Annotated in this window: 23 protein-coding genes and 1 tRNA gene; 17 read left to right on the top strand and 7 right to left on the bottom strand. The window is 69.9% G+C overall.

Features of this window, described 5'->3' with window-relative positions; all coding sequences use genetic code 11:
* Positions 1–4: 4 nt before the first annotated feature.
* On the bottom strand, positions 5–850 hold the full coding sequence (locus ACQP2P_RS16640) for an SGNH/GDSL hydrolase family protein (protein ID WP_433617053.1): 846 nt from the start codon (positions 848–850) through the stop codon (positions 5–7).
* A 97-nt stretch (positions 851–947) separates the two neighbouring features.
* Between ACQP2P_RS16640 and ACQP2P_RS16635 the strand changes: the two genes are divergently transcribed.
* From ACQP2P_RS16635 to ACQP2P_RS16605, 7 genes are all read left to right on the top strand, one after another.
* Complete coding sequence (locus ACQP2P_RS16635; RefSeq protein ID WP_433617051.1) at positions 948–1,532, top strand: hemerythrin domain-containing protein; 585 nt, start codon at positions 948–950, stop codon at positions 1,530–1,532.
* 185 nt (positions 1,533–1,717) lie between these two features.
* Positions 1,718–1,802, top strand: a tRNA-Leu gene (locus ACQP2P_RS16630).
* A gap of 114 nt (positions 1,803–1,916) precedes the next feature.
* The gene (locus tag ACQP2P_RS16625) at positions 1,917–2,378 is read left to right on the top strand and encodes a hypothetical protein (protein WP_433617049.1); all 462 of its coding nucleotides are present in this window, start codon (positions 1,917–1,919) and stop codon (positions 2,376–2,378) included.
* Positions 2,375–3,409, top strand: coding sequence for a tyrosine-type recombinase/integrase (locus ACQP2P_RS16620; RefSeq protein WP_433617047.1), 1,035 nt, complete (start codon positions 2,375–2,377; stop codon positions 3,407–3,409). Before ACQP2P_RS16625 ends, ACQP2P_RS16620 begins: the two co-directional genes overlap by 4 nt.
* A 231-nt stretch (positions 3,410–3,640) precedes the next feature.
* Complete coding sequence (locus ACQP2P_RS16615; RefSeq protein ID WP_433617045.1) at positions 3,641–4,015, top strand: hypothetical protein; 375 nt, start codon at positions 3,641–3,643, stop codon at positions 4,013–4,015.
* On the top strand, positions 4,012–5,073 hold the full coding sequence (locus ACQP2P_RS16610; protein WP_433617043.1) for a tyrosine-type recombinase/integrase: 1,062 nt from the start codon (positions 4,012–4,014) through the stop codon (positions 5,071–5,073). The genes ACQP2P_RS16615 and ACQP2P_RS16610 overlap by 4 nt, the downstream gene beginning before the upstream one ends.
* Positions 5,074–5,141: 68 nt before the next feature.
* Positions 5,142–6,212 carry a hypothetical protein gene (locus tag ACQP2P_RS16605; protein ID WP_433617041.1) on the top strand — a complete coding sequence of 357 codons (1,071 nt, stop codon included), beginning with the start codon at positions 5,142–5,144 and terminating at the stop codon, positions 6,210–6,212.
* A 520-nt stretch (positions 6,213–6,732) separates the two neighbouring features.
* Here the strand turns inward: ACQP2P_RS16605 and ACQP2P_RS16600 are convergent.
* The 3 genes from ACQP2P_RS16600 to ACQP2P_RS16590 form a co-directional block, all read right to left on the bottom strand.
* Positions 6,733–7,968, bottom strand: coding sequence for a restriction endonuclease (locus ACQP2P_RS16600; protein ID WP_433617040.1), 1,236 nt, complete (start codon positions 7,966–7,968; stop codon positions 6,733–6,735).
* A gap of 259 nt (positions 7,969–8,227) precedes the next feature.
* Positions 8,228–8,443 carry a hypothetical protein gene (locus tag ACQP2P_RS16595; RefSeq protein WP_433617038.1) on the bottom strand — a complete coding sequence of 72 codons (216 nt, stop codon included), beginning with the start codon at positions 8,441–8,443 and terminating at the stop codon, positions 8,228–8,230.
* A 35-nt stretch (positions 8,444–8,478) separates the two neighbouring features.
* Entirely contained in the window at positions 8,479–8,688 is a 210-nt protein-coding gene (locus ACQP2P_RS16590; protein WP_433617036.1) for a hypothetical protein, read from the bottom strand.
* A 79-nt stretch (positions 8,689–8,767) separates the two neighbouring features.
* Between ACQP2P_RS16590 and ACQP2P_RS16585 the strand changes: the two genes are divergently transcribed.
* From ACQP2P_RS16585 to ACQP2P_RS16540, 10 genes are all read left to right on the top strand, one after another.
* Positions 8,768–9,871: a hypothetical protein gene (locus tag ACQP2P_RS16585; protein WP_433617034.1), complete on the top strand. Its 1,104-nt coding sequence runs from the start codon at positions 8,768–8,770 to the stop codon at positions 9,869–9,871.
* 263 nt (positions 9,872–10,134) lie between these two features.
* Positions 10,135–10,503, top strand: coding sequence for a hypothetical protein (locus tag ACQP2P_RS16580; protein WP_433617032.1), 369 nt, complete (start codon positions 10,135–10,137; stop codon positions 10,501–10,503).
* A gap of 866 nt (positions 10,504–11,369) precedes the next feature.
* Positions 11,370–11,972, top strand: coding sequence for a MarR family winged helix-turn-helix transcriptional regulator (locus ACQP2P_RS16575; protein WP_433617030.1), 603 nt, complete (start codon positions 11,370–11,372; stop codon positions 11,970–11,972).
* A complete protein-coding gene (locus ACQP2P_RS16570) occupies positions 11,969–13,183 on the top strand; it encodes a hypothetical protein (protein ID WP_433617028.1) in 1,215 nt (404 codons plus the stop codon). The genes ACQP2P_RS16575 and ACQP2P_RS16570 overlap by 4 nt, the downstream gene beginning before the upstream one ends.
* An 80-nt stretch (positions 13,184–13,263) precedes the next feature.
* Complete coding sequence (locus ACQP2P_RS16565; RefSeq protein ID WP_433617026.1) at positions 13,264–14,937, top strand: amidase; 1,674 nt, start codon at positions 13,264–13,266, stop codon at positions 14,935–14,937.
* An 80-nt stretch (positions 14,938–15,017) separates the two neighbouring features.
* Entirely contained in the window at positions 15,018–16,229 is a 1,212-nt protein-coding gene (locus tag ACQP2P_RS16560; protein ID WP_433617025.1) for a cytochrome P450, read from the top strand.
* Positions 16,226–18,016, top strand: coding sequence for a non-ribosomal peptide synthetase (locus ACQP2P_RS16555; protein WP_433617023.1), 1,791 nt, complete (start codon positions 16,226–16,228; stop codon positions 18,014–18,016). Before ACQP2P_RS16560 ends, ACQP2P_RS16555 begins: the two co-directional genes overlap by 4 nt.
* Before the next feature lie 23 nt (positions 18,017–18,039).
* The gene (locus tag ACQP2P_RS16550) at positions 18,040–18,894 is read left to right on the top strand and encodes an alpha/beta fold hydrolase (RefSeq protein ID WP_433617021.1); all 855 of its coding nucleotides are present in this window, start codon (positions 18,040–18,042) and stop codon (positions 18,892–18,894) included.
* A 74-nt stretch (positions 18,895–18,968) separates the two neighbouring features.
* On the top strand, positions 18,969–19,988 hold the full coding sequence (locus tag ACQP2P_RS16545; RefSeq protein WP_433617019.1) for a threonine aldolase family protein: 1,020 nt from the start codon (positions 18,969–18,971) through the stop codon (positions 19,986–19,988).
* Between the two features lie 614 nt (positions 19,989–20,602).
* Entirely contained in the window at positions 20,603–20,899 is a 297-nt protein-coding gene (locus ACQP2P_RS16540) for a helix-turn-helix transcriptional regulator (protein WP_433617017.1), read from the top strand.
* 168 nt (positions 20,900–21,067) lie between these two features.
* Here the strand turns inward: ACQP2P_RS16540 and ACQP2P_RS16535 are convergent, their stop codons facing one another.
* The 3 genes from ACQP2P_RS16535 to ACQP2P_RS16525 are packed head-to-tail and all read right to left on the bottom strand — an operon-like array spanning position 21,068 to position 24,326.
* Complete coding sequence (locus tag ACQP2P_RS16535; RefSeq protein WP_433617015.1) at positions 21,068–22,474, bottom strand: ATP-binding cassette domain-containing protein; 1,407 nt, start codon at positions 22,472–22,474, stop codon at positions 21,068–21,070.
* Positions 22,471–23,466 (bottom strand): branched-chain amino acid ABC transporter permease, encoded by a 996-nt coding sequence (locus tag ACQP2P_RS16530; RefSeq protein WP_433617013.1) that lies wholly within the window; start codon positions 23,464–23,466, stop codon positions 22,471–22,473. The genes ACQP2P_RS16535 and ACQP2P_RS16530 overlap by 4 nt, the downstream gene beginning before the upstream one ends.
* On the bottom strand, positions 23,463–24,326 hold the full coding sequence (locus ACQP2P_RS16525; protein WP_433617011.1) for a branched-chain amino acid ABC transporter permease: 864 nt from the start codon (positions 24,324–24,326) through the stop codon (positions 23,463–23,465). Before ACQP2P_RS16525 ends, ACQP2P_RS16530 begins: the two co-directional genes overlap by 4 nt.
* Positions 24,327–24,338 lie beyond the last annotated feature (12 nt).

Here is a 24,338-nt window from a genome sequence, read left to right as displayed (position 1 = left end):
GGTCCTACCAGCCGAAGCCGGCCGCGTAGGTGAGCGCGGCGAGCACCGCCTGGCCCGACGCGTTCGGGTGGAAGTAATCCCAGGTCGAGACCTGCGAGAGGGTGAACTGGTAGCCGAACACGGCCCCGCCGTCGTACTTGCAGTTGGCCCCGTAGGCGGTACAAGCTGAGGCGAGTTGCCCGTTGAAGTCGGCGACGCGCTGGCGCACCCGGTCCCGCCGGGCGGCGTCGGCCGCCGCCGTGGACGAGGGGTTGGCGAGCATGGACTGACACACGCCGAAGAGCGACCACACGCTGCGCGCGGACGAGCTGGCGCTGCCGACCTGCCAGAGGCGCTTGATGTCCGGGATGCTGATGAGCTGGATCTTCGCGTCCGGCAGCCCGGCCTTGAGCGTGCCCAGCGCGGAGTCCAGCGACGAGCGGAACGCGGCGACGCTGGTCATCGACGCCTCCGAGCTCGTGCAGGCGTCGTTGGCGCCGATGAGGATGGTGACGTACGCCGCGCCCTGGCTCACCACCGTGGCGGCCTGCCCGGGCATGTCGGCGACCTTGGCCCCGGACCTGGCGTCGTTGAAGCTGTGGCCGTTGATCGCGGGGTTCACGGCCCTGATACGCAGGTACTGGCTGTTCACGGCGGAGTCGCTGCCGGTACTGAACGATCGGCTCGGGCAGTCGACGTACCACCCGCAGGCGTTGAAGCCGCGGCTGATCGAGTCGCCCATCGAGGCGATGGAGCCGGGTGGCGGCCCGGGAGCCGCGTTCGCCGGGGCGGCGGTGCCCAGCTGCGCGGCGAGGATCACGGCGGCGGTGAGAGCGGCGAGGGCGGCGAACCCCCGCCAGGTCGGCGACATGGCGGCCCCTTCCATTCGACATTGACGAGTGCGAATGGATGGTACCGACGAGTAACCTGCGGTTTCAAGAAGTTGACGCCCGGGTACATCGGCAACCGTGAGCGGACTCCCATTGCCGCCCCTCCCGGGCGCGCCCGACGACGAGCACGACGCCATGGGTCGCAGCATGATCGACCTGCTGGACGAGGAGCACGAACAGCTCGACCGCCTGTGCGCCCGCGCCGAGACCGAGCCGGCCGCGTCCGACGTCCTCGTGGCCACCCTGGCCCGGCACCTGTCGGCCGAGGAGCAATACCTGATTCCGGCGGTTTCCGCGGTACTGCCCGAAGGCCCCGACATCGCCTCCCGCGAACTCGCCGCCGACGCCGAACTGCTCGCGGCCCTGCGCCGCCTGCACACGTCCGCGGACAAGGCCGCCCTGCGAGCCGTCACCGACCACGTGCGCTCGCACACCCACACCGCGGCCGAGCTCCTGCCGGCCCTGCGCTCGCGGTGCACCTCGGAGGAGCTCGTACGCCTGGGCAACCGCGTGGAGATCGCGCGCTCGGCCGCCCCGACCCGCCCCCACCCCGGCACCCCGTCCACCCCGCCGCTGAACAAGCTCGTGGACCCGGCCCTGGGCGTGGTGGACAAGGTGATGGACGTCCTGACCCGCCGTACGACCTGGGAAGAAGACCTCTGAGAACCAGACGTTTATCGATCACCACCCACGGGGTAAACCCGACGTAGACGCGAGGCGACCGGCTCCCCCCTCCGGTCGCCTCCGCGCGTCGGCCCCCCGATTCGTCAAGATCCGGGGTGACCGTGTAAAGTCTCGCGTGGCCGTTGAAGCGGAGCCGGAAGGCACCGAGTACAATTGGCCAGCCGGTCGAAGTGGCGGAATGGCAGACGCGCTAGCTTGAGGTGCTAGTGCCCTTTATCGGGCGTGGGGGTTCAAGTCCCCCCTTCGACACCCCATCGTTGCATCCGTGCGACACCTGACGCACGAGGGTTCGAGTGCCTTGCAGCACTCGAACGCAGCATCCGCGCCACGGCCCGCACCCACTCGCGAAGGCGGGTGGGATTCATGACGCGCACCGTTCCGGCGCTGATTCCGTCCGCGGCTCCGCCTCCCCTACTCCGGCACCCACCGCTCGCCGCCCAGCAGCGCGTGTTGCCGATGCCACCGCTGCAACCCCGGCGGAGCCGGTCGACGGTTTACGGGTTCGCGGCGGTGGACAAGGCGGGCAGGATCACCGGCAGCACGGTCTTCCGGGCGTTGGGCTGGCCTCCCCACACGCGGCTGCAGGTGCGCGAGGACCACGGCTTCGTGCTGGTCCGCCGGGACCCGTGCGGGGTGCTGAGCCTCAACGAGGCCGGCCATCTGCATCTTCTGGAGCCGGTGCGGCGATGGTGTGATCTGCGCCCCGGCGATCGCGTGTTACTGGCCGCGGAACCGGACCGGCAGCTCTTGGTGATCCATCCGCCTGCAGCGCTCGACGCGATGATCACCCGGGCGCACGAGGTGATCGGTGGTGACGCGGCATGACCCACTCACCGACGTTGGCCTCGCCCGGCGTTGCGGAGCTGGAGGCGGCACGGTTGCTGCTCGACCGGCTCGGCGTGTCACCGGCTGACCTTCTCGGCCTGGCGGCAGCCCGGGAACCCGCACCGACATTCGGCGAGTACATTCCCGTCGTTGCGAAGGCCGTGCCCGACGGCAGCCGCCGGGCGTACAGCAGCTACTGGAACCGGATTCTCGAGCGTTGGCACGACCGGCGGCTCGATGACATCAAGCCCTCCGAAATCGAGCAGCTGGCCGAAGACGTCAAGGCCAACGTGGTCGTCCGCCGCAACGCGCGTGGCGGACGAAGCGCGGCGGAGGGCCTCATCACGGCGCTGCGGTGTATCTACAGCCGGGCCACGGCGGACGGGCATATCCAGAAGGGCAATAATCCTGCCCTGAAGGTCGCGAAGCCGCGCCGGCTGGAAAGCACGCGGCGCGCGCTGACCGACTCGGAGCTGATCCAGATCAACGAGGTGACAGCGAGCACCGGCGACGATCCGGCCCTGGACAGCTTGCTGCTGCGGCTGCACACGGAGACGGCCTGCCGTCGAGGTGGTGCGGTCGCGTTGCGCCCAGTGGACCTTGACCCGGGTCAGTGTCTGATCATGCTGCGTGAGAAGGGCGGCACGGTGCGGTGGCAGCCGGTGTCACCGACGCTGATGGAACACCTGCAGCAGCATGCGCGGGATCGACCGTCGCCGCCAACCGAGCAGCTGCTGCGGTACAGGAAGGGCAACCCGATCACCGATCGACGCTATGACCACCTGTGGGCGCGGGTGGGCCAAGAACTGCGGTGGGTGGAGACACAGCAAGTCACCGCGCACTGGCTGCGGTACACCACGTTGACGTACGTGGAGCGCAATTTCGGCTATGCCGTTGCGCGTGCCTATGCCGGCCACGCCTCGAACGGTGGGGGCTCGGCGGGCGTGACGGCGACGTACGTGCGCGCCACCCTTCAGGAGATCGTCAGAGCTCTCGCCGCGCTTACCGGTGAGCCGCATCCGTTGCTGTAGTTCGAGCGTCGAACGTCTCGATGACGCGTGGTGGCCTGCTCGCAACTGGGCGGGCCACCACGGTGACACAGGGTGGTACGTGGTGACACCTTCTCCACCGCAGAAAATCGCGGCAGCATCGGGGCGTCGCCTCCGGTAGCGGGGCGGCGACGACGTGATCGCAGCTGCGGGGGCGGGTCAACGAGGATGTTCCACGAGCGTGACATCAGCACCACGGCTCCAGGCCTACCCATGGCCCGGCTGGCCCGACGGCCTGACGACAGCAGCTCGTACTACGTCGTCACCGCAGTCGACGCTCGAGGGCGGCTCGCCGACCGCTCCGGACTGCAGGCCCTGGCCTGGACATCCGGCCATCTGATCACGATCGAGGTCTCCCCGGCGATGGCAATCGTCAGGGGGTCCGCCGACGGGCCGCACGCGATCACCCGGCAGGGTCACCTCCGATTGCGGGCCTCGGCACGGCACGCGTTGGGTCTCGCAGCGGGCGACAGAGTGCTCCTGGTCGCGCGGCCCGGACATGACCTGCTCATCGTCTACCCGATCCCCGTGCTCGACGAGATGCTGCGGCGGCATGACCTTCTTCCCGGTGACGGTGGTCGAGGATGACGGCACGCAAACGCGCTGAGCTGGACACGGTGCGGGTCCTGTTGACGCAGCTGGGGATCACGCCGGAAGAGCTACTCAGTAATCCTGCTCCGCGCGAGATGCCGACGTTCGCCGAGTACATCGACCGGGTCGCGGAGGCCGTGACACCCGGTACGCGCAATGCGTACGGGTCCTACTGGCGACGAATTCGGGCGGTGTGGGGCAGCCGCCGGCTTGACGAACCCAGCCCGCTGGAGATCAAGGCGCTGTCGGAGCAGGCGAAGGCGTCGGCCGTCGTGCGGGCGAACTCTCGTGGCGGCCGGACCGCGGCCGAGCACGTCATCTCCTCGCTGCGGTGCCTGTATCAGCACGCCGTTGCCGACGGCCTCCTTGCCGAGGCCGACAATCCCGCGGCGCGCGTCGCCAAGCCACGGCGCCTGGCCAGTGCACGCCACGCGCTCACGGATGCGCAACTCGCCGAGATCGTCACGGTGTCGGCAACGACCGGCAACGATCCCGAGCTCGACAGTCTGCTCATCCGGCTGCATACCGAGACGGCCTGCCGCAGAGGCGGCGGCCTCGCCCTGCGGCCGGTCGACCTGGACCATGGGCAATGCCTGATCCGGCTCCGCGAGAAGGGCGAGACCGTCCGCTGGCAGCCGGTCTCCCCCACGCTCATGCAGCACCTGATGCTGCACGCGGAAGAACGTGGTGACGGTGAGCCGCACGGCCAGCTGCTGCGCTACCGCGACCGTCAGCCGATCACCAGCCGCCGGTACGACCACCTGTGGGTTCGGGCGGGCCGGCACCTGCCGTGGGTCGCCACCCAGCAGATCAGCACGCACTGGATCCGGCACACGACACTGACCTGGGTCGAGCGCCACTTCGGATATGCCGTCGCCAAGGCGTTCGCCGGCCACACCGGCCGCGGCGACGCGGGCACCACCGCCACGTACGTCCGCGCGGATCTGCATGAGGTCGCTCGAGCCACCGCCGCGCTCACCGGCGAACAACACCCGCTTGCCGCACCGCTGCCAGCACCAGACGGTGGCACCTTGTGGCACCTCCCAGCCCGATGAGGCGACGAGCATCGTTGCGAGGGATCTGTCAACGACCTCAGGCAACAACAGAACGGGGGACGAACCGCATGACGCGCTATGCCGTCGACGTGCAACGCAGCGAACTTCACGCCGTCTGGAGGGTCGGTTTCGCCGACACGACGCAGATGGTCGCGGCCCTGCCTCCCGAGGTAGCAGCCCACGAGGCCGAATCGCTGGCGGCGGCAATGACCAGCCTGTCCACCGCGCTCTGGCGCCGCTACACGCACCCGTCCACAGCAACACGCGGCGACGAGGACACCGGCGAAGGCCGGCAACGGCGCGAAATGCGAGCCCTGGTCGGTGATGTGACGTCCGCGGTCCGGAGCCCGAACCTGCCCATCGACAATATGCTCATCGTCTCGTACGACCCGGTCGAGGAGCAGGCCCATCGAGTTGGCAGAGCACTGCACGCGATCGGTTCAGAAGCTCTTGCCGACGCGGTCTTGGACGACATCGAGTTCGAGCTGGCGGCTGTCGCCGATGCAGAGGCAGGCAGCCTCGTCGGCAGGGCCCAGCACGCGATCTCCCTGACCCGCCAGGAAGCCTCACCCGCACAGGTCGCCGCGGCCGATCGGCTCCTGCACCATAGCCTCCTCAACCCGCGTGAACTGCTGCAGTCCGTCGACCCGACATCTGCGGCCGTCGCCGCGGCACATTGGCTCCATGCCGCGGCGGAGGTCGTCTCGGAACACCTCGGTATCTCACCGGTCGCGGTCATCCAGGAAGCCGACACCATCGAAGCGACTCCACAGGAAACCCCTGTCGCAGTACTGGACCTGATGAAACGCCAGATCTCACCGCAGCACGTCGTCACCGACCTCATCCGAGACGCCATGCTCGTCGCAGAAGGTTTGCGGCCCAAGACGGCCACCAGGAATGTACGACGCCGAACAGGAGCCGCGTCGGCGCAGCCGATGCGGCTCACACCGCTCGACCCACGGCGGCCGGCTCAAGGCCTCCTCGAAGACCTGCTCGCGGGCATTCGCGGTTGCTGGCTCGTCTACCCGCAATGCGTCGACTACGACAACCTTGGCGACATAACCGAGTCTCAGATCGACGAGATGTTCGTAGCCGAGGTTCGCATACGAGCCTCCCAACTACAGAGCCGACTCGACTGAGCAGGGACCGTCGACCGACCGGGTGAAGGGAATCGAACCCTCACAACGCACCAGACGCTCACTTTAAGTACTGGCGCAACGACTCTATCCGGCGGAGCACCGCCTCCGGTTGAGGGGACTCGAACCCCCAAGACGCATAGTGCCGACCTGCAACGATGGTAAGCAAGCTGGTGAAAGCATGTAAAGAACGTTGACTTTGTGCAGGTAGCGGTACCTAGTGCTCCCCTCGTTGTCCCACGGGAACACGGACGATCATGGTTGATGTTAGCCGCGTCACGTTACGGAAAGTGACGGCGTTCGGCATGGAAGCTCGCGTTGTGGGCATCCGCCCCGATTGAGGCGGCTCGCCATGGCGTGCGCGTCACCTTCAACCACACGCCAGCGCTCGCCAAGAACGCGTCCGGGTCAGCCGAGCCCCGGGAAGCGACATAGGTGCTCGCTGATGACCGTAGCTAGCGTGAAGCGCGCGGGCCACCGCGGCGGCCACTTGCGTCGACCACTACATTTGCTCGAGAAAGAATTATCCCCACGGGCCTTTCCAGGGATTCGGGACCCGGAAAGCCCGAGTGTGCCCTCTCGGAACATGCCAGCCCCACCACAACTCATTGATGCCACGTCTCCACCAATAGAGCCGCCACCTCCAACGGAACGCGACCCCAAGGCAGACCAGAAGGACTGCTATCACCGCATATAGCGCAAACTCAATCACCTTCGGATTGGACCTTAAGAAAATCGGGGCGATCATCAACGCTACAACAGCAAAGCCCACGAATCCCATGACCTTGAAGGGAGGCTTCGGGGCGGCGGGCGGCACCGGCTCGTCTACCTGCCCGGCTTCGGCGCTCTCAGGTGCTGCGGGCGCGGCGGGATGCAAGACGGCCACCGCTTCAGGGACGACGCCTTGCTCAACCCATTCGGTTAAGAGCGGCCGGTCAATCAGGATCGTACCCGTCTTTTCGATGAAATCACGAGCCGCGGGTGTCAGACTCTGCGTGGTGGTGACAAGTACCATCGCGGCCGGGGTGTAGTCGGCGGTGGCGCCAGCAAAGAAGTTTCGGACATCGCTAACGTTCACAGCGCTTGTCACTTTGTAACGCTTGCACTGTATAGCCACGGTCGTTTCCCCGGACTTTGCAACTACATCGACCGCTCCGTCACCTCGCCCTACCGGTGTTCCGGCATGCGCACCCACGACCTCAACATCGTCCCAGCCAGCTTCCCGGAACAGAGCTGCGACATACTCCTCGAATTCCCGGCTGTCGTACAAGTCGACTTGACTCATTGATGGAGGTGGCTCACTGTCGGCGATCTCCGATGGCGGCACCCCAGCGGGTGGCCGAAGGGGCGGTATCGGCATTCGCCGACGCTTGAACCGATCCCACCACGCCTCAACGCTCTCGAAAGCGCGTCTGCTGGGGGTGTCCATCCCCCTATCAACGGTCCGGTCTAGTCGCTCAACGGCAGCCCTGACCTCGTCGAGTCCACGACTGAGGTGGAAGACGCCAGTCCCAACGTGATCCAGCATTCCGGTGTTCCGCCGGATCACCTCCGCGACCGCCGGACTCTCGTTCAAAATAGCGGTGATCGCGTACATCTGAAAATACGCAGCGAGCGCTGCGTATGCGGCCGCACTCTGCGGATCTGGCGCCGCACCGGGTCTGGGTGCGACCTCGGTTGGGCCAGGAAGAAGCCTGCGTGCAGCGTTGGCATAGTCGGCGGCGAGGTTGGCGGCGGCTTCCGCAGGCTCAGGAGTCACCCCGCCATTATCGGGGCCGCCTCACCGCACAAAAGGTCATGGATGGCTGATTTCGCTGCGACCGTGGACCCGCTCAGAGGGACCACACTCCTCGGGTTCGGCGCCGGTGATGGGCGTGGCCGGGAGCCCTAACGGCTAATCGGAGCAGTGCGGGCATACTTCGGGCTCATGTTCGGCCCGCCGCAACAGGCCGGAGACCTGCGTGAACGATGTTCCCCGATATCGGTGACACGATCGCGTCCACCCGCGGCCGCTCGTGTCAGTCGTCGCGCAACTCACCTGCGTGGAACCGTCGGACCACCTCGTCGACCGTGTCCTCACGGAAGACGCGATGGCTCCCTACTCGCTGAATCACGAGGCCGTGCCGCCCGGCATCTCCCCAGGCCCGCACTGTCTGATCTGTGATCCCCAGGACTTTGAGCCGCTCGAACGCCTCTCCGAGCTTCAGCCAACGCGGCTCCTCAGCCTCGGCCACAGTCCACCTCTACATCGCGCTCATCACCGGCCCGGTCATTTTCGCAGGCTGCCGGAACGAACCCGCCAGCCGGCCGCCCGTCCCGAATGTTGCTCATTGTGGCGAAGCCGACCCATAAAGTAAAAACTATGAAAACTATGAAAGCTATGTAATTGTGGGGTCATGCAAATGACGAGTGCCGCGCCACCGGCCAGCTGGGCGCCGCCCGCAGACTGGCCGACCAGGCGTAATGCCGTCGTGGTCACGCCGTCCGAGCCTTCTCGGGGCCCCGGTACGAGCCGTGGCGATGCCTACGCGAAGCTCGCCGGAGCGGACCGTCCCGGCTTGACTGCTGCAGTCGGGCTGGACGCGGACCTCGCGCGCGCTATGCGCAACACCGCGGTCATGCGGCAACTGTTCTACGTGGTTGTCCTGCTGGTGGCCCTGGCCGGGCAGGTGTCCGGCGCGGTCGAGGCACTGGGCATCCCGATGATCTGGGCGATCCCCGCGGTCGGCGCGCTGGAGCTCGGCGGCATCGTGGTCCTGGCCAACGCCGACGTCCGCCGCCGCCTCGGTGAGCGGGCCGTCGCCTCCCGCATCCTGTCGGCCGCCATCGCCGCGTTCGCGGTCGCGTTCAACTGGATGGCGCACGACAACAAGCTGCTCGCCGGGTTCTTCGCCGGGATGTCCGCGCTGGGGTACCTCGTCTGGCTGATGCACACCGAGAACCAGCGCCGCGACCGGCTGCGGGCCAAGGGCGACCTGCCGCCCACCACTCCCGCCTACGAGGTCGTCGGGCACTGGGTCCGTCACCCGTGGCTCACCCTGCGGGCCAAGAACCTGGCCAAGGCCGACTCGTCGCTCGGGCTGTACGCCTCCATCGCCGCGGCCAAGGCCGAGAAGCGCAAGGAGCAGCGCACCGCCGCCATCGCCAAGGTGCTGCACCGCAAGATCCGCGCGGCGGTCGACCCCACCACCGCGGACATCGCCGTCGCCGTGTACGACCTCGACCAGATCGCCGTGCGGCTCGCCGACGGCGCCGACTACGACGGGCTGACCGCCCTCATCGCCGCCGACCTGTCGATTGACCAGCTCGTTGGTGCCGGGCCCCAGGTGGCGGCCGATCTCGACGCATGCGAGGAGTCGCCGGTGGATAGTGACGCGCCGGTGCACTATGACGAAGCAGTCGCGTCGTCGCAGGGTGGCGAACTGCCGGCAGCGCTGCAGGTGCAGGAGGTGATGTGGGCCTTTTGGCGACGCCGTCTCGACGAAGGGGGACCGGTGCCCATCGCGGCCGAACTCGATCGGGCGGTGCGCCAGGACAAGCCTGCCAACTACGCCAGCAAGGTCCTGAAGAAGTGGCTGGACGCCGGGCGGATCACGGTGGAGCAGTACGAGGCGGCCGTGAGCGGGCGGAAGCGGCCTCGCCAGCGCCAATCAGCCGCTTGATCGTGGGACGCGGCATCGGCTGGCCGGCGCATCGAGGTAGACAACCGCGTAAACGCGTATCAATATCATTGGTGGAACGGGGGTTCAACGTCATGACCGGTGATCCGCAGATGCGTCGCTCAGCTCCGACGGCCGCACGACTGGACCTGCGGTGCCCGACATGCAGGGACACGGATGCCGTCGGCAGGACCGCCGAGCTCTACGCTGCGAGCAGGACGACGACAACGGTCCATGCGCGGTACCGGGATACCCGAGACGCTGGCGTGATCAGTGGCCGGGCAACCACGACCACGCACCTGACGGCGAAGCTCGCGCCGCCGCCGAAGCCGCTCCCCTGGTTCGCCGTGACGGCCGCAGCGGCGGGTCTGCTGATGCTGACACTGCCGTGCGGCGCTGGGCTGCTGCTGACCGCCGATATGTCCACGGCGCCGGTCCCGGCGCTGCTTTTGCTGTTCGTCGTACTCATTGGCGCGTTGGGCGGTGCGGTTGTCGCCACCGTCGCGCTGTACAGGAGTCAGCGGGCGGCGCTTCCGGCGTGGTCGCGCCGCCGGGCCGCCTGGGAGCGGCAGTTCTACTGCCAGCGCTGCGGGGTCCGGTTCGTGCCTCCGGCCGTCGCCCCGTCTCGCCAGTAGCGCCTGCCGTTCGGCGGCTCACCTCCCTCCCATAGCGACGCCGCGTGCGTAGCCCGGCGCCCGGAGCCGCATCTCGATTGAACCTTCGGCTCACCTCTGACCGGGGTGGCATGGGACCGTCGATCTTCACGTAGGTGGCGGCCCGCCGGCCGTCGACCCGATGCGCCCGGTTGTGACTGAAGTGTCCACGCCTTCGTCACGCCGAAGCGTGGATCGGCTGTGGCGGTTCACGACGGCGTCACGAACGGCATCGCGTCAGATGGTCTCCGATTCTCGACACTCCTTTGAGCCGCGAACCTGACGCTTTCCTGCATCGCCGGTGTCGGTTGTCCTATTTGCCATCTGCACAACCGCGCCGAGCGGGACGCGATGACCGTCAACGGCGTCGTTCGGACCGTCTCGGCCCGGTCATCCGGATCACGACGCTGGCGTGATCACCACCGTCACGTGCTGGCATCGGGCATAGCCGCCCGGCGCAGTCGCGACACAGTCGTGTGTGCAGCTGTGGTGCACGTCAGGACGCCCGTGCGTTGGCACCGGTTGGCACCGGTTGTCGCGTTCACGTCGTGGTGCGGCCACGGCAGGGTCGAGCAGGTGATCACCGCTTGTTCGTGCGCGGTGTATCGCGGCCGGCGACACCGGCAGGGCTGCACGCACACGCAGTCGAGGGCGAGGTTGGTTCGACGCGACGGAGGAACGATGGAGCACAAGCCGACCGAGGCGACACCGTCTGTCGATGACACGCGAGTCCAGGGCTCCGAGGACTCGGCGGTGGCGAAGCATCGCAGTGCCGATGCGGGGCGGGGCAGGCACCGGCGGCCACGCCGCCTGTGGCGGTTCGGGTGGCCGTTTGTCGGCGGCCGTCGATGACGACGGTGTCGCAACCGGGTAGTGCCGCTGTCGTCAGCCGTCAAGCCGACAGCGCGACGGTGCCGGTGACGGTGACGGTGACGTTGTGGCAGATCACCCGCGTGGTGCGCCGCCACCTGGAGCGCACGGTGCTCGGCCCCGCCGGGCTGAGCCTGCCGGACTACGCAGTGCTGCAGCTGGTGGGCGCCGCTCCTGGGGCGAAGACGTTGGACGTCGGCCGTCGGGCGGGGATGGCGAAGGCGACGCTCAACGGGATCGTCGGCAGGCTCGAGGCCCGCGGGCTGCTCGCACGCCGCCCGGCTCAGGACAAGCGCGTCGTGCAGCTCGGCATCACGCCGGACGGACGCGCGGTGCTGCGGCAGCTGCGCCGTGAGGCGGCTGCGGCTGAGACGACGCTGCTGACCCGGTCGGCGATTCCCGCCGAGTTGCGCCGGCTGGTGGTATCGGTAGACGCACTGATCGCCGACGGACGCGACAGCGTCGCTGATGATGCCTCAGTCACCATCCCGGTAGACGCCACTGGCGCGATCGATCACGCCGACCCGGCCCGCAGCGCCTTGGCCGCCGCGACCATGCCTCCGCCGGAGCGACTGCCGTGACCGGCCGGACAGTCTTGCCCGGACCGCTGCGCGACCTGCTCGCCGGGTACGACGGCATGGCCCAGACCGCGCTCGGGCAGCCGGCCGCGACCGACATCGACTTCGCCGCACTCGATCCGCTGCTGCACCACCATCTCGAGGCACCCGGCCCGGATGCACCGCAGACCGCCTCGATGGCACGGCTGGCACGGCATGTCCTGTCCGTGGTGGCTGAGGTCGTGCGTGCACCAGCGCACGGCTGGTCGGGTGCGGTGCACGGCGGTCTGCTCGCCGCGACGCTGGACCTGCTGGCGCGGGTCCGGGCGCGCCATCCGGACCTTGTGGTGTACCTGACCCAGACGGGTCACGGTCACGTACGGCAGGCCGTGACGACGCTCGGCCTGCCGGTGCAGATCGTCCGGCACGGCACGAACGGTGCGATGAACCTGCTGCACCTGACCGCGGCGCTGCGCCGCAACGCCAGCACCACGGCGCCGGCCCTGGTCGTCGCATCCGTCGGCACCCCGGCGACCGAAGCTGTCGACGATGTCATCGAGATCCGGGCGGCCACGGCCACGCACCCCGAGGCGGTGCACGTCCATGCCGACGCGCCACTGGCCGGTTGGCATCGAGGGCTCCTCGACGCAGCGGCGGCGACCCGGGCGGGATTCGACCTCACTGATGGCGCTGACAGCGTGGTGCTCGCCGGGCAGTTTCTCGGCACCCCGCGGCCCTCGGCCGTCCTGCTGCACCGGACGCAGCCCACCTCCATCGGCGAGACGTACTCGGACCGACTCGCGCGTGGTGTCGATGCAGCGCCCAGGCGGCTCGGCACCTCGCTCGGCGCGGACGGTGCAGCGGCGGCGGTCGTGCAGCTGTGGCACGCCGTCAACGTCATCGGTGTCGACGGGCACGCAGCGCGGGCCCGACGCGCCCGCGCCTTGGCCCGGTACACGCTGCGCCGACTCCAGGAGACCAACTGGTCGGCGTGGGCGCACCCGGACGCGCTGACGGTGCTGTTGCAGCCACCGTCAGTGCGGCTGCGGCAGCGATGGTCACTGCCGGTCGACGACGGTTGGGCCCGGATCGTGTGCATGCCCGGCCGCACCGAGGCCCACATCGATCAGTTCCTCGCCGAACTCGCCCGGGACCAGCCACCGCCGCAGCGCGCCACCGTACCCGGTCCATCCGCCGGTCCCGGCCGGCCGGACGCCGCACGCCGGGCCCGGTAGCCCGATCCCTGATCGTCCGTGGCACGCCACGAGGCGGTCCCAGTCCACCGAAACCGTCCATGGGGGATGTTCACATGCTGATGTCCAGACGCCGACTGCTCGCCTCAAGCGGTGCCGTGGCCCTGACCGCTGCCGTCCCGGCCGGGCTGCTGAGCGCCACGCCAAGCCTGCTTGGGCTGTCCGCCACGCCGGCGTACGCGGTACCACCGCCCATTGATCCGCCGTTGCCCTACACCGGGCAGCCGCCGGCCGGTGAGGACCTGTGCTTCCTACCGGCAACGGTCCAGCTGGAGCTGCTGCGCCGGCGCAAGGTCAGCGCCGTCGAGCTCACCCGGGCACACCTGGCCCGGATCACCCGGATCAACCCGGCCATCAACGCGTTCGTCTACCTCGTGCCCGCCGAACAGGTCCTCGCGGCCGCGGCCGCCGCCGACCAGCGCTACCGGCGCGGCACGCACCGCCCCCTGGAAGGGCTCCTGATCGGGATCAAGGACCTCTTCGACTACGTCGCGGGCATGCCGAACTCGTTCGGATCCAAACCGTTCCGCGATCTCGCATTCGTGCCGCCGTTCACCAGCGTCTACGTGCAGCGGCTACTGGACGCGGGCGCGATCGTGGTCGGCAAGACCGCCACCGCCGAGTTCGGACACAAAGGCACGACCGACAGCCTCGCCTACGGGCCCACGTCCACGCCGTGGGACCTGAACTACAACGCGGGCGGGTCCAGCGGCGGTTCAGCCGCCGCGGTCGCCGCGTACCTGGTCCCGCTGGCGCAGGGGTCCGACGCCGGCGGCAGCGTCCGCATCCCCGCCGCACTGTGCGGCGTCGTGGGGTTCAAGCCCAGCCAGGGGCGCATCCCGCAGGACGCGCCGCCGCTGCCGCACACCCCGATGCTCACCCCTGGGCCGATCGCCCGGACCGTCACCGACACCGCGTTGCTGATGCAGGTGATGGCCGGCCCGAGCCCGCTGGACGCGTTCAGCCTCCTGGACACCGAGCAGTACCTGCGCACGCTCACCGGCCGGGTCCGCAACCTCTGCATCGCCTACTGCCCCGATCTCGACGTGTTCCCGCTCGATCCGCGGGTCCGGCAGACGGTCGACGCCGCGCTCGACACCATCCGCGCCGCCGGCGTCCACATCGACACCGTCTCCCTCGGGCTGCACCAGCTGCAGGTCCATCCGCTGCACTCCGGCACCGGCCGCCCGGCGACGCAGCGGGACCTGGCCGACCTGTGGCTCATGCAGCAGTCGGTGCTCTACGCCCACGGCCGCGACCTGTTCCTGGTCGAGGGCGTCGGCGTCGACCTGCTGGCCGACGACATCGCCGAGCATCTCGCGCCGGAGTTCGCCGAGATGATCCGCCGTGGTGATGCCACCAGCGCCGCGGCATACCGGCACGGCGACTTCCTGCGCATCGCGGTCCACGCCGCCTTCGAACGGACCCTGGCCCGCTACGACGCGATCCTCTCCCCGACCGTCGCCGCGCTCGCCGTCCCCAACGCCGCCGACGGCGGCACCCTCGGCCCGGCGGACATCGGCGGTGTCGCGGTCGACCCGCAGATCGGCTGGTGCCTGACGTACCCGGCGAACTTCTCCGGCCACCCGGCGATCTCCATCCCCGCCGGGCAGCACGGGCACTTCCCCGTCGGGATGCAGCTCATCGGCCGCCGCGGCCACGACGCCGCACTGCTCAACCTCGCCTACGCCATCGAACGGCGCCGGCCCTGGGCCACCGACCTCCCCCGCCACTGACCACTTCCACCGGATCACGTGCACTCCCACGGAGGACACCAATGTCAGGCATCGCCAGCAGCCAGCTTGGCCTGTTCCACTTGCACCGACCAGAGGTCATCGCCGACCCCACCGGCTTCTACGCGCAGCTCGTCACTGAGCAGCCGGTGCTGTTCGACCCGGTCGCCCACACGTGGCTGGTATCCCGGCACACCGACGTCCAGCTGCTGCTCGCGCACCCGGCGGCGTCGGTGCGGATGGACCACACCACCGCCCTGGCCCGGTTCCCCGGCGCCGGGTTGCAGGCCGCGTTCGCCGCCCTTGACCTGCACGTGTCGTTCGTCGACGGCGCCCAGCACAGCCGTATCCGCCGGGCCCTGAGCGAGCCCGTCCAGGTTCGCCACGTCCGCACCCGCCTCGCGGGCCTCATCGACGATGCGGTCGGCGCCGCGTTCGCTGACCTCGCCGGCCTGGAGCTGCTCGACGTCGTGCCGGCGATCGCGGCCCGGGTGCCCATCGACGTCACCCGGCAGATGCTCGGCATCCCCGGCGACGTGGACACCGCCACGATCCGCCGATGGTCCCTCGCCTGGGGCGACATCGTCGCCGCCCCCGGCCATGTGCCGACCCGCGACCGCGACGCCGTGCTGCGCACCGTCGCCGAGCTCATGGAACACCTGCAGCACCTGGTCACCGTGCGCGAGCAGCACCCGGGCGACACGATGATCGACGCGCTCATCGCCGCGGTCCACGGCGGCGCGCTCAGCCGCGACGAGCTGCTGGCCAACGTGCTCATGCTGGTCACCGCCGGGAACGAGACCACCACCAACCTGATCTCTGCAGTGGTGATGGCGCTCGCCGACGACCCCGGTCTCTGGTCACTGCTCCAGGACGAACCGGGCCGCATCCGCGACGTCGTCGAGGAACTTGGACGGCTCCATCCACCGACGCAGTACACCGCCCGCAGGCTCCTGGAGCCGGTCGAGCTGTCCACCGGCGACGTCCTGCCGGTCGGCGCGAGCGTCGCGCTCATGCTGGCCGCGGCCAACCGCGACCCCGCCGCGTTCGACTTGCCCGACCAGCTGCAGCTGGGCCGGGCCGGGGCCAGGGGGCTCACCTTCGGCCACGGACCGCACCACTGCTTCGGTGCGTCGCTGGCCCTGCAGGAGGTCGTCGTCGTGCTCCAGCACGTGACCGCCGTGTACGAGCAGCTGCGCCCGGTGTCAGGGCGGCATTGGCGGCTCAACGCGAACCTCCGCGGTCTCGCCAGCCTGCCGATCACGGTCACCGCGCGGGCAGGAGCCGGCCGATGACCCCGCCGCCCTCCAACGTGTCCGGCACCGTCCACGACCGGATCTGGCAGCACGCGCAGGCTGCACCGGACACGGTCGCGGTCGTTGACGACGACGGCACCACCCTCACCTACCGGGAACTGACCGACCGCGCCGATGCCGTCGCCCGGGACCTGGCATGGCTCGACGTCACCACCGAACAGGTCGTCGGGGTCTGCTGGCCCCGGTCGGTCGACGGCTTGGTACGGGTGCTCGGCGTCCTACGCGCCGGCGCCGCGCTGCTCTGCCTGGACCCCGACTGGCCCGAGCAGCGCCTGCGCCACATGACCGCCGCCTGCGCGGTGCAGCTGGTGCTCGACCGCTGGTACGGCCTGCGCGTCCTCGACGTCCAGCAGCGACCCGCGGCCGCGGTCCTGCCGATGGTGCACGGGCCGCTGTGCTACGCCGTGTTCACCTCCGGCTCGACCGGCACCCCGAAAGGGGTCCTCGTCGAACACCCCGGCGTGCTGAACATGGCGGTCGAGCTCGCCCGGATCTTCCAGGTCGGACCGGGCACCACCGTGCTGCAGTTCGCGAACTGGTCCTGGGACGCGGCGATGTGCGAGATCCTGATGACCCTCACCGCCGGCGGCACCCTCCTGCTCGCCCCACCAGCGGTCCGGGGCGGCGGCCCCGACCTGGCCGACCTGCTCCGCCGGCACGCCGTCAACGTCGTCACGCTCACCCCCTCCGTCCTCGACGCCCTCCCCACAGCAGACCTGCCGGCCCTGCGCACGGTGGTGTCGGTCGGCGAGCCGTGCCGTCCCGCGCTCGTCGCCCGCTGGAGCACCCCGGACCGCCAGGTGTTCAACGGGTACGGCCCGACCGAGACCACCGTGGCCGCGACGGTCGCGGCCTGCACGCCCGGCGCGGATGTCCACATCGGCACCCCGCTGCCGAACGTCACAACGCGGGTCGTTGACGAGCACGGTCACGAGGTCGTAGCTGGGAATGCCGGTGAGCTGCTGATCGGCGGGATCGGCGTCGCCCGCGGCTACGCCGGAAACGTCGCGGCGACGGCAGCCCGGTTCACCACCGATGCACAAGGTCGCCGCTGGTACCACACCGGTGACCTCGTCGCGCGCCGACCGGACGGCGCCCTCGACTATCTCGGGCGGGCTGACGACCAGATCAAGATTCGCGGGCATCGGATCGAGCTCGGCGAGATCGAACACGTCATCGCCGAACTCCCGGCCGTCCGCTCCTGCGCCGTCACGACCGTCGCCGACCAGCTCGTGGCGTTCGTCGTCGCCGCCGAAGACACGGACACCGCTGCCGGACCGTCAACGAGCCCGGCACCCGATCCCGATCATCTGCCGGACCTCGTGCTCGCGCACGCGCGAACCCAGCTGGCCGCATTCGCCGTGCCGAGCACCGCGGTCGTGGTGCCGGCGCTGCCGCTCACCGCCAACGGCAAACTCGACCGCGACACGCTGACCGCCTGGGCCGCCGCACGCATCGCCGCCCCGTCCGCTGCCGCGGCCGACGCCCCGGCAGCGGACGCCACGCTGCGCATGGTGTTGCAGGTCGTCACACATGTGCTGGACCTGCCCGTCGACCCCGACACCGACTTCATCGACGCCGGTGGGCACTCGCTGCTCGTCGCGCAGCTGTGCGTCGCGCTCAGCGAGGCCTTCGGCCGGGACGTGCCCTACCTGACCGTCGCGATGCACCGCACGCCAGCCGGTCTGGCGGCCGCGATCGACGCGACGACCGGCCCCGTCCACCCCCACCCGGCCATCGGAGGTGCGTCATCGACACGCGGCTAGCAGACCCGACCACCTCCTTGCCCGTGGCGCCCGGTGTCCACCTCGCGGTGCAGGACACCCCCGGACAGGAACCCGCCACGGTGCTCCTGCACGGGCTGGCCAGCACCCACCACTGGTGGGACCTCGTCGCCGACCTCCTGCCCGGACGGCGGGTACTGCGCTGGGACCACCGCAGCCACGGCCAGTCCACCATCCCCACCGGCCGTCACACCGTTGAGGACCTGGCCACGGATGCCGCCGCCGTCCTCGACGCCGCCGGGCTGCAACAGTGCATCGTTGCCGGGCACAGTCTCGGCGCCGCGGTCGGACTCCGACTCGCCGCCGACCGGCCCGACCTGGTCGCCGCCCTGTGCTGCGTCGACGGAGGGCTCTTCGACCCGCAGACGATATTCGGCCGCAGCTGGTGGGACGCCCAGCCAGCGATGCGCCTGGACCGGCGCATCGCGCCCACCGAATCCATGCTGACCGCCTGGGCGCTCGGCGTCGGCCTGCCGGCCGCAGCGGTTCCCGCGCTGCTCGCCAACTACCAGCCCGACCCGAGCGATCCACGCCGGGTCCGGCTCAGGCTGCCCGCCGAGCACGAGGGGCCCCTCGCCCACAGCCTGTGGTCGCAGCGGCCCGCCGACCTACTTGCCCGTGTTGACGTCCCAGTCACGGCCGTGCTTGCCCGCACCGCCGACCGGGCCGCGGCGGCTATTCGGCGCCGGGCGCTACGCCACACCCTCGACGGCGCCGGGCGCACCGTCACCGAACGGTGGATCGACGGAGGGCATGACCTCCCGCTCGAACAACCGCACCAGGTCGCCGCCGCGATCCTCGACCTCATCGAACACGCGGCACTCGCTGTGCCCGCGGTGGTCGTCCGGATGTCCGCATGAGTACCGCGAAGCGCGGCGGGGCCGGCACCGTCGCGGACCTGCGCAGCGACACCGTCACCAAGCCGACCCGTGGCATGCGCGCGGCGATGGCCCGGGCGGACGTCGGCGACGACGTCTACGGCGAGGACCGCACCGTCCGAGCCCTGGAGGAGCGCGTCGCCGGCATGCTCGGCCACGAAGCCGGTTTGTTCCTGCCCAGCGGCACTATGGCCAACCAGGTCGCCGTCCAGGCCGTCGTCCCGCGCGGCGGCGAGGTCCTGTGTGCCGCCGACGCCCACTTCGTCAGCTATGAGGCCGGTGCCGCCGCAGCACACGGCGGTATCTCTACCCGCACCTGGACCACCGAAGACGGCCTCATCGACGTCGACACCATCGCCGGAATGATCCACCCGGCTGGGTCCTTTGCGAACCAGACGTCCGCAGTCGTCGTCGAACAGACCGCGAACCTGCCCGGCGGGCTCATCCACCCGCTGCAGCGGCTCACCGCCCTGCACCAGCTGGCCGCTAGCACCGGCGTGGCCCTGCACTGCGACGGCGCCCGGCTCTGGCACGCCCACATCGCCACCGGCACGCCCCTGCCTGCCTACGGACGGATCTTCGACACCGTCTCGGTCTGCCTGTCGAAGGGGCTCGGCGCCCCCGTCGGCTCCGTCATGGTCGGCTCCGCCTGGCTCGTCGCCGAAGCCCGGCGCCTGCGGCAGCGTGCCGGCGGGGCCATGCGCCAAGCCGGCGTCCTCGCCGCCGCAGGCCTGTACGCACTGGACCACCATGTCGGCCGGCTCGGTGACGACCACCGGCGGGCACAGCGCCTCGCCGCGGAGCTTGCCCACACCGGCGTGGTCGAAACCGGCCGAGTACACAGCAACATCGTCGTGCTCGACCTCCACGAAACTCGGTGGACCGCAGCCGCACTCGTCGCCGCAGCCGCCGGACGGGACGTGCTCAGCGTCGCCATTGCCCCTCGCCGGGTACGCCTGGTCACGCATCTCGACGTCACGGAACGCCACGTAGAGCGGGCCGTCCGCGTCTTCACCGACCTGCTCGGAAGGCATCCGTCTCGTGAAGAGGGCAAGCAGCGGCGACCCGGGCGGTGACGCCGTAGCGACGAATCGGCCCAGGACGAACCGCGTTGCAGAATTCGCCCGTATTAGCGCTTCGTTTTTGAACGCCCTCGCGGCCCACATGCCGCTTGTGGACGACACCTTCACCTGCGCCGAATCATCGGCAACCCGTAGGCCGGCAGCATGCCCGACGTCGACCGGGTCGACGGGCGCGAACGTGCTCGGCTGCACGCCGCTGGACGCCGTCCCGGTGCTCTGCAGCGCAGTGACACGTGCGGAGCCGGTTGACATGCCAAGTGCCAGAGGTGCACCGGTTCGCGTTCGCCGCCCGCCGAGCGCAGCCACGGATGGTCAAGCATCGTCGGCACTCTGTGTGCCGGTACTCCGCAGTTCATGAACAGGTCCGTTCATGGTCCACGTGCATGTAGATGACGCATGATCTCTCCTGAGGCTGATGCTTACCCCTGCCAGCGTCACCGACGCCGGCGGAGGGTCACCTCGCAACGCTGGCAGCCGTTCCTCCACAAGGGGCCGCACCGAGTTGCGAGAAGTACGGCGAACGCGCGTGTCTCGCGCGCGTGTGGAGCGAATCGGGGGGTGCGTCTCATGGCAGTGCACGAAGCGCCGGGTTCGGGTGGTGGTGTCGCATGACGGGCCGCCAGTTGCCCGAGCGGTTGCCGACTCTTGAGGAGGTCGGCGCGATGACACCTGGGCAGCGGATCTTTCACTTCCGCAGTCTGCGCGGATACTCCCAGGCCGACCTGGTCGGCCGCATGCGGCTGGTCGCTGCACGGTATCGCAGGTGCGGGGTCGACCGGCGGCAGATCTCGCGGTGGGAGAACGGTACCCACACTCCGGATCCGTACAGCCGCCATCTGCTCGCAGAGGCATTGGGCGTCACGGTCACCGATCTGGGCCTCTCGCCGAACCCCTACTTCAGATAGCGTCCCGTACGTCTCGGACGCGAGCGGCCCGCCTGCAGTGGACGGCTGCGACCGGCGATACGCCCCGCTACCAACCCGCCGGCGGCGCAGGGACCGCGGGATCCGTGCCGACCTCGGGCGGATGCCGGCCCGAGGCCGCGCAAGCCTGGTGGGGCGAGCCTGCGCTCGTCACAATGCCGGTTCGATGTGGCCGTGCCGTAGGCGCAGCACCCGATTTGCGGTGTCGAGCAAGGGTCCATGCGGGCTGTCGGTGAACAAGACCGCGGTGCCCGATGCGGCGAGCGCCCGAATCAGCTGCCGGACCCTTGCGATGACCGGCGGTGCCATGCCCTCAGTGCACTCGTCCAGCAGCAGAACTCGCGGATGCCGAGCTGCGGCACAGGTCACTGCGAGTATCTGTCGCTCACCGCCGGACAGGGCGTCAACCTGCTGGTGCGCGCGGTGATGCAACCATGGCGTCAGCATGGTGAGCTCGGCGGCGAGCTGCGATGCGTCAACGCCGGCAAGGCGAAGCTGGTCAGCGACCGTAATCGACGGGATCGGCATTCGGCGCTGAGGCACGGTGCCGAGTCCTGCGCGGGCGCGCGTGGCGGCGGTCAGGGCGGTGATGTCGTCGCCGGCCAGCTGAATTCTCGATGGCGGCCATGCCCGCAGCGTGCCGGCTACCGCATCGACGAGCGTGGTACGGCCGGCGCCGTCGACGCCGGACACGGCGACGACTTCACCAGCAAAGACGCGGAGGTTCAGGCCGTGGAGCACGTGATGACTTTGGTAGCCGACGTGCAGGTCGACGAGGCGCAGGACCGGCTCGCCAGCCGGTTTGTCGAGAGACTCGCTGGCAGTCGACGGAACGGGCACTCCAGCCGGCGACGCGGTCGATGGCACAACAGCCGGCGCGGCCGCCGTTGCGGTGCTCACCGCGGCCGGCGGGCTCGTGACCAGGTGCCTGCCCCGGTCCAGGACGGTGACCGTGTCGGCGATGGCGGTCACGAGTCTGTCGCTGTGGTCGGTGAAGACGACCGTCGTGTCGGCGGCCATGCCAAGGAGCCGCTGCAGGAGGTCTGTGATCTCCCGATCGTCGAGGCCGGCACTCGGCTCGTCCAGGACGAGGAGGCGCGGACGGGGGGCGAGCGCGATCAGCAACTCCAGGATGCGACGCCGCCCGTACGGCAGTTCGCCGGCGAGGTGCTGCCCCGCGATGCCGGCATCGTCAAGCAATTCGGTCGCTACCTTCCGGGCCGCGCCGAGCCGTACGCCGCGCAGCGCGAGTGCGACGTTGTCCGCTGCGGTGAGCGAGTCGACGACGGCGGGATATTGCCACGTGCGGCTCATGCCCAGCTTCGCGCGACGATGCAATGGCAGGTGGGTGACGTCGCGGCCGTCGAAGATGATGCGCCCGGTGGTGGGCCGTCCGGTGCCAGCGACGAGGCCGAGCAGCGTGGTCTTGCCCGCACCGTTCGCGCCGACGATGCCGTGTCTCGAGCCTGCGACGATGCGCAGGTCCACCTCGTCGAGCACGGTCGCGCCACCGTACCGGTGCGTCACCCCACGTACATCGACGGTGATGCCGTTCATTGCCACCTGCCGGCCGGGGTGCGGGCATCTGGTTCAGCGGGCCGGCGGCGGCGGATGGCGGCCCGGCCGGCGGCGGCCGCCAAGAAGAGGCAGCCGAGCAGCGTTGCGGCGTGCCCGGCCAGGACGCTCGGGGCGAGGAGGTCTCGGGTGGCGACGATGACCACGGCGCCGAGCAGGGCGCCGGTCTGCGTTCGGGTGGTGAGCAGCGCGGCGAGCAGCGCGAGCGCGGACACGACGAAGCCGCCGTCGCTGGGGGCGATGGTGTGGCGGGTTGCGACGAGGAGTGCCCCGGCAGCACCGGCGATCGCGGCCGCGATGACGTAGGCGAGCATGAGGTGCCCGCCGGTGGGGTGGCCGGCGGCGCGGGTTCGTGGTTCGTGTTCGGCGGCGCCGCGCAGCGCGAGCCCGAAGCGGGTCCGCAGGAGCAGTGCGAGCGCGGCGGTGACGGCAATGGTGCAGGTGAGCGCGTACAGGTAGAGGTAGCCGTTGCGGGTGATGGGTTCGGTGCCTGGCCATAGGGTGACCGGGCCGACGATGCGCCCGGCGTCGCCGCCGGTGATGGGTGCCGCCCGGCTGGCGAGGGTCTGCGTGAGCACCCCGACGGCTACGGTGGTGATCAGGAACGTGGTGCCTCGGGTACGGGTGGCGAACACGCCGACAAGCGCCGCAGCGGCTGCGGCGACGGCCACGGCGACCAGGATCTGCGCCGGGCCGTTGGTCGTGAGGGTGCGGCTGGCGGTGGCGGCCGTGTAGCCGCCGATGATCAGGTAGGCACCCTGGCCGAGGCTCGGCAAACCCGCCACGGTCGTGAGCAGGTGGGTGGACGTGGCGAGCAGGCCGAGTACGAGGGCGTAGGAGCCCAGCGAGATGGTGTATGCGTCCAGCAGCCAGGGTGCGGCGACCGCGCCCCCCACGATCAGCGGCAGCGCCGCCCGGCGAGCCGCGACGGAGGTCGTGGTGCTGATCCGGGCTCCGGCTTGTGCGACGGTCATGTGATCCGCGCCTTTGCCCGCTGCCGACCGGCTCGCCACGAGAGCCCGACCAGCAGCAGCACCGCCAGCAGGAACGGTGCGGCGGCGGGCCAGGCGACGACGACGGTGGTCTGTATCTGCCCGACGACGAGGGCAGCGGCCAGCGTGCCGCGCATGGAGCCGAGGCCACCGGCCACGATGATGATCAGCGAGAGGGTCAGCATCGTGGTGTCGAGTCCGGCGGCGGGACCGAGCACGGGAGCGCCGAGGACACCGGCCACCGCAGCGAGCGCGCCCCCGGCCATCATGACCACCTGGCGGACGCGCCGTGGTTCGACACCGAGCGTGGCCGCGTACGGCGGGTCGGCGGCGACCGCACGAACGAGGATCCCAGGCCGGCCGCGTTCCACGGTCATGTACAGCGTCACGGCCACCGCCGTGGCCACGGCGATCAGGGCCAGCCGGTATGTCGGATACGACTGTCCGAAGATCGTGAGCGACCCGGCCAGGCCCGGCGGTGCCGTGACCGTCCTCGGCTGCGCGCCGTAGCCCGTGGTGAGGGCGTCGACGAGGATCAGGCCGATGCCGATGGTGGCCAATGCCTGGTTCAGATGGTCAGGGAGGTGGCGGAGGAGCTCGGCGAGTCCGCCACCGGCAGCCGCGCCGGTGACGAGCCCGATGAGCAGTGCCGCAGTAAGGCCGATCCAGGTGCCGTCGGCCGCGAGCCACCAGGCCACGCAGGTGCCTGTGAGGTAGAGCGCTCCGTGGCTCAGCTGGAACACCCCGGCGACGCCTAGAGACAAACTGAGCCCGGCTGCGACGCAGTACAGCAGCAATCCGAACGCGACGCCGTCCAACGCCACGATCACGTCGCTGCCCATCAGCGGCTCCTC

The organism is Dactylosporangium sp. CA-139114 (assembly GCF_050955725.1).
Taxonomy (GTDB): Bacteria; Actinomycetota; Actinomycetes; order Mycobacteriales; family Micromonosporaceae; genus Dactylosporangium.
This window is presented reverse-complemented; position numbering and strand designations above follow the sequence as displayed.

Excerpts from the sequence above, each read along its gene's own strand:
- ACQP2P_RS16615 (WP_433617045.1), top strand. The coding sequence starts at position 3,641 with ATGGCCCGGCTGGCCCGACGGCCTGACGACAGCAGCTCGTACTACGTC.
- ACQP2P_RS16530 (WP_433617013.1), bottom strand. The coding sequence starts at position 23,466 with ATGACCGTCGCACAAGCCGGAGCCCGGATCAGCACCACGACCTCCGTC.
- ACQP2P_RS16620 (WP_433617047.1), top strand. The coding sequence starts at position 2,375 with ATGACCCACTCACCGACGTTGGCCTCGCCCGGCGTTGCGGAGCTGGAG.
- ACQP2P_RS16610 (WP_433617043.1), top strand. The coding sequence starts at position 4,012 with ATGACGGCACGCAAACGCGCTGAGCTGGACACGGTGCGGGTCCTGTTG.
- ACQP2P_RS16545 (WP_433617019.1), top strand. The coding sequence starts at position 18,969 with ATGCGCGCGGCGATGGCCCGGGCGGACGTCGGCGACGACGTCTACGGC.
- ACQP2P_RS16555 (WP_433617023.1), top strand. The coding sequence starts at position 16,226 with ATGACCCCGCCGCCCTCCAACGTGTCCGGCACCGTCCACGACCGGATC.
- ACQP2P_RS16540 (WP_433617017.1), top strand. The coding sequence starts at position 20,603 with ATGACGGGCCGCCAGTTGCCCGAGCGGTTGCCGACTCTTGAGGAGGTC.
- ACQP2P_RS16575 (WP_433617030.1), top strand. The coding sequence starts at position 11,370 with ATGACGACGGTGTCGCAACCGGGTAGTGCCGCTGTCGTCAGCCGTCAA.
- ACQP2P_RS16625 (WP_433617049.1), top strand. The coding sequence starts at position 1,917 with ATGACGCGCACCGTTCCGGCGCTGATTCCGTCCGCGGCTCCGCCTCCC.
- ACQP2P_RS16605 (WP_433617041.1), top strand. The coding sequence starts at position 5,142 with ATGACGCGCTATGCCGTCGACGTGCAACGCAGCGAACTTCACGCCGTC.
- ACQP2P_RS16525 (WP_433617011.1), bottom strand. The coding sequence starts at position 24,326 with ATGGGCAGCGACGTGATCGTGGCGTTGGACGGCGTCGCGTTCGGATTG.
- ACQP2P_RS16535 (WP_433617015.1), bottom strand. The coding sequence starts at position 22,474 with ATGAACGGCATCACCGTCGATGTACGTGGGGTGACGCACCGGTACGGT.
- ACQP2P_RS16565 (WP_433617026.1), top strand. The coding sequence starts at position 13,264 with ATGTCCAGACGCCGACTGCTCGCCTCAAGCGGTGCCGTGGCCCTGACC.
- ACQP2P_RS16640 (WP_433617053.1), bottom strand. The coding sequence starts at position 850 with ATGTCGCCGACCTGGCGGGGGTTCGCCGCCCTCGCCGCTCTCACCGCC.